Here is a 16,689-nt window from a genome sequence, read left to right as displayed (position 1 = left end):
AGATTGAAGCAGAGGAAGCCGTTGCAAGCGCGGGACCCACATGCAAACGTATTTTTCGTCGGCCTTATGGGAGCGGGTAAGACCACCGTGGGCCGTGCGGTCGCGCGTCGTCTCGACAGGACGTTCTTCGACTCCGACCACGAAATCGAGGCCCGCACGGGCGCGCGCATTCCGGTGATCTTCGAGCTGGAGGGCGAGGCCGGGTTTCGCGATCGCGAAACGCAGGTGATCGCCGATCTCGCGCAGCGCGAGAACATCGTGCTCGCGACGGGCGGCGGCGCGGTGCTGCGCCCGGAAAATCGCGACAGCCTGAAAGCCAACGGCATCGTCGTCTACCTGCGCGCCAATCCGCACGATCTGTGGCTGCGCACGCGCAAGGACAAGAACCGCCCGCTGTTGCAGACGGAAGATCCGAAGGGGCGTCTCGAAGCGCTGTACGAAGTGCGCGACCCGCTGTACCGCGAATGCGCGGATTTCGTCATCGAGACCGGCCGTCCGTCGGTCAACGGTCTCGTCAACATGGTGCTGATGCAACTCGAACTGGCCGGCGTCATCGCCAAGCCGCTACAAGCATGATTACTGTCAACGTCGATCTGGGCGACCGCGCCTATCCGATTCATATTGGCGCCGGCCTGATCGGCCGCACCGAGCTGTTCGCGCCCCACATCAAGGGTTCGTCCGTCACGATCGTCACGAACACGACGGTCGATCCGCTCTATGGCGACGCGCTGCGCGCGGCGCTCGCGCCGCTCGGCAAGCGTGTGTCGACGGTCGTGCTGCCTGACGGCGAGGCGTACAAGAACTGGGAAACGCTGAACCTGATCTTCGACGGCCTGCTGACGGATCACGCCGATCGCAAGACGACGCTCGTCGCGCTCGGCGGCGGCGTGGTCGGCGACATGACCGGCTTTGCCGCTGCGTGCTACATGCGCGGCGTGCCGTTCATCCAGGTGCCGACGACGCTGCTGTCGCAGGTCGATTCGTCGGTCGGCGGCAAGACGGGCATCAACCACCCGCTCGGCAAGAACATGATCGGCGCGTTCTACCAGCCGCAGGCCGTGATCGCGGACATCGGCGCGTTGACGACGCTGCCCGATCGCGAGCTGGCGGCGGGCGTGGCCGAAGTCATCAAGACGGGCGCGATCGCCGATGCCGGGTTCTTCGACTGGATCGAGGCGAACGTCGAGGCGCTGAACCGTCGCGAGCCCGCAGCGCTCGCGTACGCGGTGAAGCGTTCGTGCGAGATCAAGGCGAGCGTCGTCGCGGCCGACGAACGCGAAGGCGGCCTGCGCGCGATCCTGAATTTCGGCCACACGTTCGGCCATGCGATCGAGGCCGGGCTCGGCTATGGCGAATGGCTGCACGGCGAGGCGGTCGGCTGCGGGATGGTGATGGCGGGCGACCTGTCGGTGCGGCTCGGCCTCCTCGACGAAGCGTCGCGGCAACGCCTCGATGCGGTGATCGCGGCCGCGCATCTGCCGACCCGCGGGCCCGCGCTCGGCGATGCGCGCTACATGGACCTGATGCGCGTCGACAAGAAGGCCGAGGCCGGCGCGATCAAGTTCATCCTGCTGAAGCGATTCGGCGATACGCTGATCACGCAGGCGCCGGACGAAGCGGTATTCGCTACACTGGCGCAGACGACGCGCTAACGGCGGCCCGGATTCGCCGGCGCCCCTGACATGGAGGAGACGTGAGCGAGACATCCAGCAGCACACTGCCCGAAGCCAGCCGCGCATCCGCTGCGCCGGTGGCCGAGCCGCCGACGCTGGCGGCGCTGGAAGCCCATCTCGCTCCGTATGCCGCGCACGCGTCGCAGTCACGCGGCCGCCGCCATCCTGAAACGCCGCCGGCGGCGCGCACCGAATTCCAGCGCGATCGCGACCGCATCGTCCATTCGACCGCGTTTCGCCGGCTCGAATACAAGACGCAGGTCTTCGTCAATCACGAAGGCGACCTGTTCCGCACCCGCCTCACGCACAGCCTCGAAGTCGCGCAGATCGCGCGCTCGGTCGCACGCAACCTGCGCCTGAACGAGGATCTCGTCGAAGCGATCTCGCTCGCGCACGATCTCGGCCATACGCCGTTCGGCCATGCCGGGCAGGACGCGCTGAATGCGTGCATGCGCGAGCACGGCGGCTTCGAGCACAACCTGCAGAGCCTCGCGGTGGTCGACGAGCTCGAGGAGCACTACGGCGCGTTCAACGGGTTGAACCTGTGCTTCGAGACGCGCGAAGGCATCCTGAAGCACTGCTCGCGCGAGAATGCGCGCAAGCTCGGCGCGCTCGGCGAGCGCTTTCTGCAGGGTCGCCAGCCGTCGCTCGAAGCGCAGCTCGCGAACATCGCCGATGAAATTGCCTACAACAACCACGACGTCGACGACGGCCTGCGCTCCGGCCTGATCACGATCGAGCAGCTCGCCGAAGTGGAGCTGTGGCAGCGTCACTACGAAGCGGCGCTCGCCGAATTCCCGCACCTCGAAGGCCGCCGGCTCGTGCACGAGACGGTGCGCCGCATCATCAACACGCTGATCGTCGACCTGATCGACGAGACGACGCGCAATCTCGCCCGCGTCGCCCCCGCGTCGCTCGACGACGTGCGCGCCGCGCCGCCGCTCGTGTCGCACAGCCCGGAGGTCGCCGCGCAGGCGGCAGCCCTCAAGCGCTTCCTCTTCAAGAACCTGTATCGCCACTACAAGGTGATGCGCATGGCGAGCAAGGCACAGCGCGTCGTCACCGGGTTGTTCGACGCGTTCATCGACGATCCGCGCCTGCTGCCGCCGCCGTACCAGTCCGACGACGCGGCGCAGCAGCCGCGTCTCGTCGCGCACTACATCGCCGGCATGACCGACCGCTTCGCGCTGAAGGAATATCAGCGCCTGTTCGTCATCAACGACAACTGACTGTCACAAACGATCACTAGACTTCGCCGGTTCAATGGCGACGGGAATGTTGCACACGCTGTTGGTAACGTTTTCATAGGAGAGGTCGATGAAGAAGAAGCCTGCGGGGACACTGGTTCGTTCGATCGCGCTCGGCGGCGCGCTGATGTTCGGGGTACAGCACGTGGCGCTCGCCGCGACGGAAATCCAGTTCTGGCATGCGATGGAGGCCGCGCTCGGCGAGCGGGTCAATGCGATCGCCGACCAGTTCAACGCGTCGCAAAGCGATTACAAGATCGTGCCGGTCTACAAGGGCACCTACGACCAGGCGCTCGCAGCGGGCATCGCGGCCTATCGCAGCGGCAACGCGCCGGCGATCCTCCAGGTCTATGAAGTCGGCACGGCGACGATGATGCAGGCGAAGAAGGCGGTCGTGCCGGTCTACGACGTGTTCAAGCAGGCCGGCGTGACGCTCGACGAAAAGGCGTTCGTGCCGACCATCGCGAGCTACTACAGCGACGCGAAGACGGGCCACCTCGTGTCGATGCCGTTCAACAGCTCGACGCCGGTGCTGTACTACAACAAGGACGCGTTCAAGAAGGCGGGCCTCGATCCGAACCAGCCGCCGAAGACGTGGGCCGACGTGAAGGCGGATGCCGAGAAGCTGCGCAAGTCGGGGATGGCGTGCGGCTTCACGACCGGCTGGCAAGGCTGGATCCAGCTCGAAAACTACAGCGCGTGGCACGGGCTGCCGTTCGCGAGCCGCAACAACGGCTTCGACGGTACCGACGCCGTGCTCGAGTTCAACAAGCCGCAGCAGATCGAACACATCTCCTTCCTGCAGCAGATGGCGAAGGACGGCACGTTCACGTACGCGGGCCGCAAGGACGAAGCGTCGGCGAAGTTCTACAGCGGCGACTGCGGGATCCTCACGACGTCGTCGGGCGCGCTCGCGAACGTGCAGAAATTCGCGAAGTTCAGCTACGGCACGGGCATGCTGCCGTACGACGCGAACGTGAAGGGCGCGCCGCAGAACGCGATCATCGGCGGCGCGAGCCTGTGGGTGCTGGCCGGCAAGGACCCGGCGACCTACAAGGGCGTCGCGAAATTCCTCGCGTACCTCGCTTCGCCCGCGGTCGCCGCGAAGTGGCACCAGGACACCGGCTACCTGCCGGTCACGACCGCCGCGTACGATCTGACCCGCCAGCAGGGCTTCTACGCGAAGAACCCGAGCGCCGAAACCGCGATCAAGCAGATGCTGAACAAGCCGCCGCTGCCGTACACGAAGGGGCTGCGCCTGGGCAACATGCCGCAGATTCGCACGGTGGTCGACGAGGAGTTCGAACAGGTCTGGGCGCAGAAGAAGTCGCCGAAGGACGCGCTCGATTCGGCTGCGTCGCGCGGCGACGAGCTGCTGCGCCGTTTCGAGAAGTCGGGCGGCTGAGCACGCATCGCTTCGTGCCGCCGGCGGTATCGCGCGTCAGCGCATGCCGTCCGGCGGCGCGGTTTCCCTTCCGTTTCGCCTGACCGGATATCCGCGATGCAATCCCGTTCCCGTTTCGGTACGAGCCCGGTGCCGTACCTGCTGATCGCGCCGCAGCTCGCGATCACCGCCGTGTTCTTCCTGTGGCCGGCCGGCGTCGCGCTGTGGCAGTCCACGCAGACGCAGGACGCGTTCGGCACGTCGAGCGAATTCGTCGGCCTCGCGAACTTCACGCACCTGTTCGCCGATCCGCTGTATCTCGATTCGTTGCGCACGACGCTCGTGTTCAGTTCGCTGGTCACGGTGAGCGGGCTCGTCGTGTCGCTGCTGCTCGCCGCATGCGCCGACCGCGTGATCCGCGGCGCGCGCGTGTACCGCACGCTGCTGATCTGGCCGTACGCGGTCGCGCCGACGATCGCGGCCGTGCTGTGGGCGTTCCTGTTCAACCCGAGCATCGGCCTGATCACATATGCGCTCGCGAAGGGCGGCATCGTGTGGAACCATGCGCTGAACGGCGAGCAGGCGATGTTCCTCGTCGTGCTGGCGTCGGTGTGGAAGCAGGTGAGCTACAACTTCCTGTTCTTCTACGCGGGGCTGCAGGCGATTCCGCGCTCGCTGATCGAGGCGGCGGCGATCGACGGCGCGGGGCCGGTGCGGCGCTTCTTCAACATCGTGCTGCCGCTGCTGTCGCCGACGAGTTTCTTCCTGCTGGTCGTGAACCTCGTCTACGCATTCTTCGACACCTTCCCGGTGATCGACGCGGCCACCGGCGGCGGCCCGGCGCAGAGCACCAGGACGCTGATCTACAAGATCTTCGCGGAGGGCTTCCAGGGGCTCGACATCGGCAGCTCGGGCGCGCAGTCGGTCGTGCTGATGATCATCGTCGTCGCGCTCACGGTGATCCAGTTCCGCTTCGTCGAACGCAGGGTGCAATACGCATGATCGAAAATCGCAAGGGCTTCGACCTGTTCTGCCACGCGGTGCTGATCGCGGGCGTGGTGCTGATCGTGTTCCCTGTCTACGTCGCGTTCTGCGCGGCGACGATGAACGCGCAGGAAGTGTTGACGGTGCCGCTGTCGCTCGTGCCGAGCACGCACCTGTTCGAGAACGTCGCGTACATCTGGGGGCACGGCAGCGGCGGCACGACGGCGCCGTTCGGCCGCCTGCTCGTGAACAGCTTCGCGATGGCGCTCGGCATCGCGGTCGGCAAGATCGCGGTATCGATCCTGTCCGCATACGCGATCGTCTATTTCCGCTTCCCGTTTCGCAACACGGCGTTCTGGCTGATCTTCATCACGCTGATGCTGCCGGTGGAAGTGCGGATCTTCCCGACCGTGCAGGTCGTGTCGACGCTGCATCTGACGAACACCTACGCCGGGCTCTCGCTGCCGCTGATCGCGTCGGCCACCGCGACGTTCCTGTTCCGCCAGTTCTTCATGACACTGCCCGACGAACTGATGGATGCCGCGCGCATCGACGGCGCGGGGCCGCTGCGTTTCTTCTGGGACGTCGTGCTGCCGCTGTCGAAGACGAGCATCGCCGCGCTGTTCGTGATCACCTTCATCTACGGCTGGAACCAGTATCTGTGGCCGATCCTGATCACGACGGAAGCGTCGCTGTCGACGGCGGTGGTGGGTATCAAGACGATGATCGCGAGCGGCGACGCCGCGACCGAATGGCAATACGTGATGGCGGCGCTGCTGCTGGCGATGATCCCGCCGCTCGTCGTCGTGCTGGCGATGCAGCGCTGGTTCGTGCGCGGCCTCGTCGATTCCGAAAAATAACCCCCACGGTAACCGGGAGAAGGACCAGGTATGGCTGCGCTGAGCTTGAAGGGCGTCAGGAAATCCTACGACGGCAAGCAGCACGTGCTGCATGGCATCGACGTGGAGATCGCCGACGGCGAATTCATCGTGCTGGTCGGCCCGTCGGGCTGCGGCAAGTCGACGTTGCTGCGGATGATCGCGGGGCTCGAGAGCGTGACGGACGGCGAGATCGCGATCGGCGACCGGGTCGTCAACACGCTGGAGCCGAAGGATCGCGACATCGCGATGGTGTTCCAGAACTATGCGCTGTACCCGCACATGACGGTCGCGCAGAACATGGGTTACGGGCTGAAGATCCGCGGGATCGAGCGCGCGACGATCGATTCAAGGGTGGCCGCGGCCGCGAAGATCCTCGAGCTCGAGCCGCTGCTCGCGCGGCGCCCGCGTGAACTGTCGGGCGGGCAGCGGCAGCGCGTCGCGATGGGGCGCGCGATCGTGCGCGAGCCGTCGGTGTTCCTGTTCGACGAGCCGTTGTCGAACCTCGACGCGAAGCTGCGCGTGCAGATGCGGCTCGAGATCCAGCGGCTGCATGCGCGGCTCGCGACGACCAGCGTGTACGTGACGCACGACCAGATCGAGGCGATGACGCTCGCGCAGCGGGTGATCGTGATGAACCGTGGTTACGCGGAGCAGATCGGCGCACCGGTCGACGTGTACGAGAAGCCGGCGACGGTGTTCGTCGCGGGCTTCATCGGCTCGCCCGCGATGAACCTGATGCACGGCCGGCTGTCGGAAGACGGCGCGAGCTTCACGGTCGCGGGCGGCGGTCCCGCGCTGCCGGTGGCCGGCGCGCCGGGCATCGGCCGCGAGATCGCCACCGGGCGCGACTGGGTACTCGGCATGCGTCCCGAACACATGACGCCGCAGCCGGGCGTCGCGCAGGCGACGCTGCCGGTCGATTCGTGCGAGCTGCTCGGCGCGGACAATCTCGCGCACGGCCGCTGGGGCGATCACGACATCGCGGTGCGCCTGCCGCACGCGGACCGCCCCGCGCGCGGCACGGCGCTGGCGGCCGCGCTGCCCGCGCACCGGCTGCATTTCTTCGATCCCGAATCCGGCAAGCGCGCCGGCTGAAACCGCTGCATTCGCCGAGAGACCGACGATGATCACCCGTATCGACTGGCCCTATCCGCGTGTCGTCGCCCATCGCGGCGGCGGCACGCTCGCACCGGAGAACACGCTGGCCGCGCTCGACGAGGGCGCGCGGCGCGGGCACCGGATGGTCGAATTCGACGCGAAACTGTCGGCCGACGACGTGACGTTCCTGCTGCATGACGACACGGTCGACCGGACCTCGAACGGCCACGGAGCGGCGGCGGGCATGCGTTATGCGGCGCTGGCCGCGCTCGACGCGGGCGCGTGGCGCGATGCGCGCTTCGCCGGCGAACGGATGCCGACGCTCGAGGCGGCGGCGGCGCGCTGCCTCGCGCACGGGCTGGCCGCGAACGTCGAGATCAAGCCGTGCCCGGGGCGCGAGCGCGAAACCGGGCAGCGCGTGGCGGCCGACGCGGCTGCGTACTGGCGCGATGCCGCCGTTGCGCCGTTGCTGTCGTCGTTCTCGTTCGAGGCGCTGCAACAGGCGCGTGCGACGGTGCCGGCGTTGCCGCGCGGGATGCTCTACGAAGTCGTGCCGGACGACTGGCATGCGCAGGTCATCGATGCGCTCGACTGCGTATCGTTGCATGCAGACCACACTCGGCTCGACGAATCGCTGGTGCGCGCGATCAAGGCGGCCGGGTTGCGCATCCTGGTTTACACGGTGAACGACCTCGAACGGGCACGCGAACTCGCGCGCTGGGGCGTCGATGCCGTCTGCACGGACCGCATCGACCTGATCGCGCCCGATGCGCTGGACGACATCGACGTCGTCTAGCGGCGATGGCCGCGTCCGCGTCCGGTAAAAAACCGTCGCCCGGACCGTGCCTGACGCGAAAAAACGACGCCCCGGCGCGCTGAGCGCCGGGGCGTTTTGCATCGTGGAGACGTTACGCCAGGAAAAATCCGCTACAAATTGCAGCAGGATTAACCATTCCCCAAATATTCGACTACGCTTAGAAGCGGTAGCCGAGGTTCAGGTACGTGACGATCGGGTTCAGCGAGATGTGGGCCTTCGACGTTTCCGTCAGCGTCCCGACCGGCGTCCGGCGGGCCGTCGTGAACGTCGCGGTCACGCTGACCGGGATGTACGACAGCGACAGGCCTGCGAACCAGTGTTTCGTGAAGTTGTACGTGAAGCCGGCGTTGAGCACGGGCGCCCACTGGTTGCTGGTCGTCGCGCTGGTCGGGCCGCCGAGCACGCCGTTCTCGAACGCGCTGTTGGTGATCTTGGCGCCGGTGAACCAGACGTACGTCGCGCCGACGCCGACATACGGACGGAACTTCGCATTGGCGTCGTTGAAGTGGTAGCGAAGCAGGACGGCAGGGCTCCACTGGTATGCACGGCCGAGTACGCCGAATCTGTCGAACTGACCCTTGCCGGTGATGTCGAACTTCGGCGGGATCCCCATCACGAGCTCGGTGGAGATATGGTCGGTGACGAAGTAGCCTGCTGCGAGCCCCAGCGTGTCGGCGTCGTTGATGCCGGCGCCGGTGTTGGGAATCGATTGGTTGATGGGCGTGCCGCCTACGCGGTAGACGAACAGCGGGTCACTGCTGTCCTGCGGCGAAAGGTGCAGCCAGCCGGTGCTGACGTAGAAATCACCTGCGGATTGTGCATGTGCCGTACCGCCCGCGAACGTGAATGCGAGCGCTGCGGCCCCCGTAATGGCCAGTTTTCGTTTCATTGTGTCTCCTCCGATCAAAGGCGTGCTCATTATGACGACTGCGTTTAAAACCAAACAAGCTCGTAAGTTAGAGTTTTCTCCCTAGGATTCGCACGACCGTACGCTTACGCGCGCCGCAGGGACAGGCATTCTACGCAGGTGCGCACTTTCGGACCTCCGGGTATTTCCTAACGCGTTCAAACGGACATTCAGCATGGCACGGTTAGCACGACTCTACGTTCCCGACCAGCCGCAGCACGTGATACTGCGCGGCCTGGATCAGCAACCCGCGTTCGTCGACGACCAGGACTACGAACTCTTCATCGATTGCCTGAAGGCCGCCGCACGCGATCATCACCTGTCGGTGCATGCCTACGTGCTGCTGCCGCGCCAGGTGCAACTGCTCGTGACGCCCAGCGACGAAGCCAGCCTGCCGAAGGCGATGCAGGCCGTCGGCCGTCGCTACGTCGCGCATTTCAACCGGCGCTATTCGCGCCGCGGCACGCTGTGGGAAGGCCGCTATCGCGCGACGGTGATCGAAGGCGAGCGTTATTTCCTGCTCGCGAGCCGCGTGGTCGAGATGAGCCCGGTGCGTGCGCAGCTCGTCGCGACGCCCGAGGCCTATCGCTGGTCGAGCTACCGGCATCACGTCGGGCTCACCGTCGACAGCCTGATCACCGACCATCCGCTCTACTGGGCGCTCGGCAACACGCCGTTCGACCGCCAGCGTGCGTACAAGGAGCTGTGCGAGCAGCCGCTCGACGAGCGGCAGGCCGACCAGCTGCAGCAGGCGACGCTGAAGGGCTGGGTGCTCGGCGGCGAGAATTACCGCGAGTGGGCGGCGCGCACCGCGAACCGGCGCGTTTCGCCGTTGCCGCGCGGACGCCCCAGAAAGGTGCGTGAAAACACGCCACCGATCCAGCAGTAATGCCGGAAAGGCGGGCCAGAAGCGGCGCTGCGGGCGCCGCTTCTTTTTGCACCAAAACGATGCGCCCCCAATAAAACAGCACCAGATCAAGGCATCCATTTAATTGGGGTTCGATCAAGCGGTTTTTGTTGCTATTCCCTTGATTCGTCGCGTATATTCCGAATTCCGGTGGCCCGGGCGAAGCCTGCCCAACCACTGTCGGCCGTGCCGTCTCCCGTCGGGAGCGGGCTCGACGGCAACAAGAAAACGGTTCAACGGCCTCCAGGCCCCCTTTACGACGGTGTCCCCATGAACGACCACCAGCAGCCGCTCGCCGCGGTGCCCGCCGCACAAGGTCTGTACGACCCGCAAAACGAACACGACGCCTGCGGCGTCGGCTTCGTCGCTCACATCAAGGGCAAGAAGAGCCACGAGATCATTCAGCAAGGCCTGAAGATCCTCGAGAACCTCGATCACCGCGGCGCGGTCGGCGCCGATCCGCTGATGGGCGACGGCGCGGGCATCCTGATCCAGATTCCGGACGCGTTCTATCGCGAGGAAATGGCGAAGCAGGGCGTGGACCTGCCGCCGGCCGGCGAGTACGGGGTGGGGATGATCTTCCTGCCGAAGGAAAACGCATCGCGTCTCGCCTGCGAGCAGGAACTCGAGCGTACGGTGAAGGCCGAAGGCCAGGTCGTGCTGGGCTGGCGCGACGTGCCGGTCGACCATGCGATGCCGATCTCGCCGACGGTCAAGGCGAGCGAGCCGCTGATCCGCCAGATCTTCATCGGCCGCGGCAAGGACATCATGGTGACGGACGCGCTCGAGCGGAAGCTGTACGTGATCCGCAAGACGGCGAGCCACCGCATCCAGGCGCTGAAGCTCAAGCACGGCAAGGAATACTTCGTGCCGTCAATGTCGGCGCGCACGATCGTCTACAAGGGGCTGCTGCTCGCGGGCCAGGTCGGCGTGTACTACCGCGACCTGCAGGACCCGCGCGTCGTGTCGGCACTCGCGCTCGTGCACCAGCGCTTCTCGACCAACACGTTCCCGGCGTGGGAGCTGGCTCACCCGTACCGGATGATCGCGCACAACGGCGAGATCAACACCGTGAAGGGCAACGTGAACTGGTTGAACGCACGTACCGGCGCGATCGCATCGCACGTGCTCGCCGACGACCTGCCGAAGCTGTGGCCGCTGATCTATCCGGGCCAGTCGGATACCGCATCGTTCGACAACTGTCTCGAACTGCTGGTGATGGCCGGCTACCCGCTCGTGCATGCGGTGATGATGATGATCCCGGAAGCGTGGGAACAGCACACGCTGATGGACGAGAACCGCCGCGCGTTCTACGAATACCACGCCGCGATGATGGAACCGTGGGACGGCCCGGCCGCGATCGCGTTCACCGACGGTCGCCAGATCGGCGCGACGCTCGACCGTAACGGCCTGCGTCCGGCGCGCTACATCGTGACCGACGACGACCTCGTCATCATGGCGTCGGAAGCTGGCACGCTGCCGATCCCCGAATCGAAGATCGTCAAGAAGTGGCGCCTGCAGCCGGGCAAGATGTTCCTGATCGACATGGAACACGGCCGCATCATCGACGACAAGGAACTGAAGGACAACCTCGCGAACGCGAAGCCGTACAAGAGCTGGATCGACGCGGTGCGCATCAAGCTCGACGAGATCGAGCCGAAGGCCGAGGAAGTCGCGGCCGGCCGCACGCAGGGCGCTGCGCTGCTCGACCGCCAGCAGGCGTTCGGCTACACGCAGGAAGACCTGAAGTTCCTGATGGCGCCGATGGCGCAGCAGGGCGAGGAAGCCGTCGGTTCGATGGGCAACGACTCGCCGCTCGCGGTGATGTCGAACAAGAACAAGACGCTCTATCACTACTTCAAGCAGCTGTTCGCGCAGGTCACGAACCCGCCGATCGACCCGATCCGCGAAAACATGGTGATGTCGCTCGTGTCGTTCATCGGCCCGAAGCCGAACCTGCTCGACACGAACAACATCAACCCGCCGATGCGGCTCGAAGTGTCGCAGCCGGTGCTCGACTTCAAGGACATCGCGAAGATCCGCGCGATCGACCAGTACACGGGCGGCAAGTTCAGCGCGTACGAACTGAACATCTGCTACCCGGTCGCGTGGGGCAAGGAAGGCATCGAGGCGCGCCTCGCGTCGCTGTGCGCGGAAGCCGTCGACGCGGTGAAGTCGGGCTACAACATGCTGATCGTGTCGGACCGCAAGACCGACGCCGAGCACGTCGCGATTCCGGCGCTGCTCGCCACGTCGGCGATCCACACGCACCTCGTCCAGCAAGGGCTGCGCACGAGCACGGGCCTCGTCGTCGAGACGGGCTCCGCGCGTGAAACGCACCACTTCGCGCTGCTCGCGGGCTACGGCGCGGAAGCCGTGCACCCGTACCTCGCGATGGAAACGCTCGCGAAGATGGCCGAAGGCCTGCCGGGCGACCTGTCGCCGGAGAAGGCCGTCTACAACTTCACGAAGGCCGTCGGCAAGGGCCTGCAGAAGGTGATGTCGAAGATGGGCATCTCGACGTACATGTCGTACACGGGCGCGCAGATCTTTGAAGCGCTCGGCCTGTCGAGCGACCTCGTCGAGAAGTACTTCAAGGGCACGGCATCGAAGGTCGGCGGCATCGGCCTGTTCGAAGTCGCGGAAGAAGCGATCCGCCTGCACCGCGATGCGTTCGGCGACAGCCCGGTCCTGCGCGACATGCTCGACGCGGGCGGCGAGTACGCGTACCGCGTGCGCGGCGAAGACCACATGTGGACGCCGGATTCGATCGCGAAGCTGCAGCACGCGACGCGCAGCAACTCATACCAGACGTACAAGGAATACGCGCACCTGATCAACGACCAGACCAAGCGTCACATGACGTTCCGCGGCCTGTTCGAGTTCAAGGTCGAGCCGACCAAGGCGATCCCGATCGACGACGTCGAGCCGGCGAAGGAGATCGTCAAGCGCTTCGCGACCGGCGCGATGTCGCTCGGTTCGATCAGCACCGAAGCGCACGCGACGCTCGCGGTCGCGATGAACCGGATCGGCGGCAAGTCGAACACCGGCGAAGGCGGCGAGGACCAGAAGCGCTATCGCAACGAACTGCGCGGCATTCCGATCAAGGCGGGCGAGACGCTGAAGTCGGTGATCGGCGACGAGATCGTCAGCGACATTCCGCTGAAGGACGGCGATTCGCTGCGCTCGAAGATCAAGCAGGTCGCGTCGGGCCGCTTCGGCGTCACCGCCGAGTACCTGGCATCGGCCGACCAGATCCAGATCAAGATGGCGCAGGGCGCGAAGCCGGGCGAAGGCGGCCAGCTGCCGGGCCACAAGGTGTCGGAATACATCGGCAAGCTGCGTTACTCGGTGCCGGGGGTCGGCCTGATCTCGCCGCCGCCGCACCACGACATCTACTCGATCGAGGATCTGGCGCAGTTGATCCACGACCTGAAGAACGTGAACCCGAGCGCGAGCATCTCCGTGAAGCTCGTGTCGGAAGTGGGCGTGGGCACGGTCGCGGCCGGTGTCGCGAAGGCGAAGGCCGATCACGTCGTGATCGCCGGCCATGACGGCGGCACGGGTGCGTCGCCGCTGTCGTCGGTCAAGCATGCGGGCACGCCGTGGGAGCTCGGCCTGGCCGAAACGCAGCAGACGCTGGTGCTGAACCGCCTGCGCGGCCGCATCCGCGTGCAGGCCGACGGCCAGATGAAGACGGGCCGCGACGTCGTGATCGGCGCGCTGCTCGGCGCGGACGAATTCGGCTTCGCAACGGCGCCGCTCGTCGTCGAGGGCTGCATCATGATGCGCAAGTGCCACCTGAACACGTGCCCGGTCGGCGTCGCGACGCAGGACCCGGTGCTGCGTGCGAAGTTCAAGGGCCAGCCCGAGCACGTCGTGAACTACTTCTTCTTCGTCGCCGAGGAAGTGCGCGAGATCATGGCGCAGCTCGGCGTCGCGAAGTTCGACGACCTGATCGGCCGCGCCGACCTGCTCGATACGCGCAAGGGCATCGAGCACTGGAAGGCGAAGGGCCTCGACTTCTCGCGCGTGTTCTACCAGCCGGAAGAGTGCGAGGACGTCGCGCCGCGCCATGTCGACGTGCAGGATCACGGCCTCGAGCGCGCGCTCGACCACGTGCTGATCGAGAAGGCGAAGGCCGCGATCGAGAACGGCGAGCATGTGTCGTTCATCCAGCCGGTGCGCAACGTGAACCGGACGGTCGGCGCGATGCTGTCGGGCGTGATCGCGAAGAAGCACGGCCACGACGGCCTGGCCGACGACGCGGTGCACATCCAGCTGAAGGGCACGGCCGGCCAGAGCTTCGGCGCGTTCCTCGCGAAGGGCGTGACGCTCGACCTCGTCGGCGACGGCAACGACTACGTCGGCAAGGGCCTGTCGGGCGGCCGGATCATCATTCGTCCGACCAACGACTTCCGCGGCAAGTCCGAGGAAAACATCATCTGCGGCAACACGGTGATGTACGGCGCGATCGAAGGCGAAGCGTTCTTCCGCGGCGTGGCCGGCGAGCGCTTCTGCGTGCGCAACTCGGGCGCGACGGCGGTCGTCGAAGGCACGGGCGACCACGGCTGCGAATACATGACGGGCGGTACGGTCGTCGTGCTCGGCGAGACGGGGCGCAACTTCGCGGCCGGCATGTCGGGCGGCCTCGCGTACATCTACGATCCGGAAGGCACGTTCGCGGCGAAGTGCAACAAGTCGATGGTCGCGCTCGAACCGGTGCTGCAGCAGGCCGAGCAGGAACGCACGGTCGACCGCGCGCTCTGGCACGAAGGCACGACGGACGAAGCGCTGCTCAAGGGGCTCGTCGAGCGTCATTTCCAGTTCACGGGTTCGCCGCGCGCGAAGTCGCTGCTGGAAAACTGGGACGCGGCGCGCCGCCAGTTCGTGAAGGTGTTCCCGCACGAATACAAGCGCGCGCTGGGCGAGATCGGTGCGAAGAAGGCGGCGAAGGAAGTGCTGGCCGCCTGAGCGACGAACGACATAGCGAATGCCGCGCGCGCCTGACGGCGGCGCGTGGCTCCCCCACCCGATACACCGAACAGAAGAGCACCTTATGGGCAAGGCAACCGGTTTTCTGGAGTTCGAACGCCGCCACGAGGCGTACGAAGCACCGCTCACGCGCGTGAAGCACTACAAGGAATTCGTCGCGGCACTGACCGACGCGGACGCGAAGATCCAGGGCGCGCGCTGCATGGATTGCGGCATCCCGTTCTGCAACAACGGCTGCCCGGTCAACAACATCATCCCGGACTTCAACGATCTCGTTTACCGCCAGGACTGGCAGCAGGCGATCGAAGTCCTGCACTCGACCAACAACTTCCCGGAATTCACGGGCCGCATCTGCCCGGCGCCGTGCGAAGCGGCGTGCACGCTCGGGATCAACGACGACCCGGTCGGCATCAAGTCGATCGAGCACGCGATCATCGACAAGGCTTGGGGCGAAGGTTGGGTCAAGCCGCTGCCGGCCGAACACAAGACGGGCAAGAAGGTCGCGGTCGTCGGTTCGGGCCCCGCGGGCCTCGCCGCCGCGCAGCAGCTCGCGCGGGCGGGCCACGACGTGACGGTGTTCGAGAAGAACGACCGCATCGGCGGCCTGCTGCGGTACGGGATTCCCGACTTCAAGCTCGAGAAGTGGCTGATCGACCGCCGCATGCGTCAGATGGAAGCGGAAGGCGTGACGTTCCGCACCAGCGTGTTCATCGGCAAGGAGCCGCTGCCGGAGTCGATCGGCAGCCTCGCGAAGGAAACCATTTCGCCGGACACGCTGAAGGAAGAATTCGACGCGGTCGTGATCGCCGGCGGTTCGGAAACGCCGCGCGACCTGCCGGTGCCGGGCCGCGAGCTCGCGGGCGTCCATTTCGCGATGGACTTCCTGCCGCAGCAGAACCGCGTGAACGCGGGCGACAAGCTGGCCGACCAGCTGCTCGCGAAGGGCAAGCACGTGATCGTGATCGGCGGCGGCGATACGGGTTCGGACTGCGTCGGCACGTCGAACCGTCACGGCGCGAAGCACGTCACGCAGTTCGAGCTGCTGCCGCAGCCGCCGGAAGAGGAAAACAAGCCGCTCGTGTGGCCGTACTGGCCGATCAAGCTGCGCACGTCGTCGTCGCACGACGAGGGCTGCGAGCGTGACTGGGCGGTCGCGACGAAGCGTCTCGAAGGCAAGAACGGCAAGGTCGAGAAGCTGATCGCGGTGCGCGTCGAGTGGAAGGACGGCAAGATGCAGGAAGTGCCGGGTTCCGAGTTCGAGATGAAGGCCGATCTCGTGCTGCTCGCGATGGGCTTCACGCAGCCGGCCGCGCCGGTGCTCGACGCGTTCGGCGTCGCGAAGGATGCGCGCGGCAATGCGCGTGCGGCGACCGAAGGCGATCGTTCGTACTACACGTCGGTCGACAAGGTGTTCGCGGCAGGCGACATGCGTCGCGGCCAGTCGCTCGTGGTGTGGGCGATCCGCGAAGGCCGCCAGTGCGCGCGCTCGGTCGATGCGTACCTGATGGGGCATTCGGAACTGCCGCGCTGAGCTGAAGCGCGCGAGCGGGTTTCGATGGAAGCCGGGCGTCCGAAAGGGCGCCCGGTTTTTTTATGGCTGGGCGCGCGATCGATGTCGTTGCATCAGCGTCGGCCCGGATGAGCCGAGCGGCGTCCGGCGTTCCTGCCGCGCGGGCGCGAGCCGGTGGGCCGGGGCGCCATCATCGCTCCCGCATTTTCGCGAAGCGTCGTCTAACCTGATGACATCCGGCGTCGATTTTTCGTCATCTCAAATCCTTTCGTTTTGTAATGATCCT

Annotated in this window: 12 protein-coding genes; 11 read left to right on the top strand and 1 reads right to left on the bottom strand. The window is 66.0% G+C overall.

The genetic code is table 11. The features are described from left to right. Positions 1–21: 21 nt before the first annotated feature. The 8 genes from aroK (at position 22) to ugpQ (ending at position 8,063) form a co-directional block, all read left to right on the top strand. Positions 22–576 (top strand): shikimate kinase AroK, encoded by a 555-nt coding sequence (aroK, locus tag BLS50_RS06805; RefSeq protein WP_027809241.1) that lies wholly within the window; start codon positions 22–24, stop codon positions 574–576. Continuing rightward, complete coding sequence (gene aroB, locus BLS50_RS06800; RefSeq protein ID WP_074801561.1) at positions 573–1,652, top strand: 3-dehydroquinate synthase; 1,080 nt, start codon at positions 573–575, stop codon at positions 1,650–1,652. The genes aroK and aroB overlap by 4 nt, the downstream gene beginning before the upstream one ends. 41 nt (positions 1,653–1,693) lie before the next feature. Further along, entirely contained in the window at positions 1,694–2,902 is a 1,209-nt protein-coding gene (locus tag BLS50_RS06795) for a deoxyguanosinetriphosphate triphosphohydrolase (protein WP_006477157.1), read from the top strand. Between the two features lie 88 nt (positions 2,903–2,990). Further along, positions 2,991–4,325: a sn-glycerol-3-phosphate ABC transporter substrate-binding protein UgpB gene (ugpB, locus tag BLS50_RS06790; protein WP_074801559.1), complete on the top strand. Its 1,335-nt coding sequence runs from the start codon at positions 2,991–2,993 to the stop codon at positions 4,323–4,325. Positions 4,326–4,421: 96 nt separating this feature from the next. Next, positions 4,422–5,306 (top strand): sn-glycerol-3-phosphate ABC transporter permease UgpA, encoded by an 885-nt coding sequence (gene ugpA, locus BLS50_RS06785; RefSeq protein ID WP_027809243.1) that lies wholly within the window; start codon positions 4,422–4,424, stop codon positions 5,304–5,306. Further along, complete coding sequence (gene ugpE / locus BLS50_RS06780) at positions 5,303–6,148, top strand: sn-glycerol-3-phosphate ABC transporter permease UgpE (RefSeq protein WP_006477155.1); 846 nt, start codon at positions 5,303–5,305, stop codon at positions 6,146–6,148. Before ugpA ends, ugpE begins: the two co-directional genes overlap by 4 nt. A 30-nt stretch (positions 6,149–6,178) precedes the next feature. After that, positions 6,179–7,264, top strand: a complete 1,086-nt coding sequence (locus tag BLS50_RS06775) for a sn-glycerol-3-phosphate import ATP-binding protein UgpC (protein WP_074801556.1) — start codon at positions 6,179–6,181, stop codon at positions 7,262–7,264. Between the two features lie 28 nt (positions 7,265–7,292). After that, entirely contained in the window at positions 7,293–8,063 is a 771-nt protein-coding gene (gene ugpQ, locus BLS50_RS06770; protein ID WP_006477153.1) for a glycerophosphodiester phosphodiesterase, read from the top strand. A gap of 178 nt (positions 8,064–8,241) precedes the next feature. On the opposite strand, the gene BLS50_RS06765 is transcribed toward ugpQ, so the two are convergent. Further along, positions 8,242–8,973: an OmpW/AlkL family protein gene (locus BLS50_RS06765; protein WP_011546624.1), complete on the bottom strand. Its 732-nt coding sequence runs from the start codon at positions 8,971–8,973 to the stop codon at positions 8,242–8,244. Positions 8,974–9,166: 193 nt separating this feature from the next. Here BLS50_RS06765 and BLS50_RS06760 point away from each other — a divergent pair, with 193 nt between their 5' ends. The 3 genes from BLS50_RS06760 (at position 9,167) to BLS50_RS06745 (ending at position 16,424) form a co-directional block, all read left to right on the top strand. After that, on the top strand, positions 9,167–9,880 hold the full coding sequence (locus BLS50_RS06760; protein WP_006477151.1) for a transposase: 714 nt from the start codon (positions 9,167–9,169) through the stop codon (positions 9,878–9,880). A gap of 288 nt (positions 9,881–10,168) precedes the next feature. Continuing rightward, positions 10,169–14,872, top strand: coding sequence for a glutamate synthase-related protein (locus BLS50_RS06750; protein WP_012327769.1), 4,704 nt, complete (start codon positions 10,169–10,171; stop codon positions 14,870–14,872). A gap of 85 nt (positions 14,873–14,957) precedes the next feature. Next, a complete protein-coding gene (locus BLS50_RS06745) occupies positions 14,958–16,424 on the top strand; it encodes a glutamate synthase subunit beta (protein ID WP_074801553.1) in 1,467 nt (488 codons plus the stop codon). Positions 16,425–16,689 lie beyond the last annotated feature (265 nt).

Source organism: Burkholderia orbicola (genome assembly GCF_900100915.1).
Taxonomy (GTDB): Bacteria; Pseudomonadota; Gammaproteobacteria; order Burkholderiales; family Burkholderiaceae; genus Burkholderia; species Burkholderia orbicola.
The sequence above is the reverse complement of the archived record's forward strand: the minus strand, read 5'-3'. Positions and strand labels throughout refer to the sequence as shown.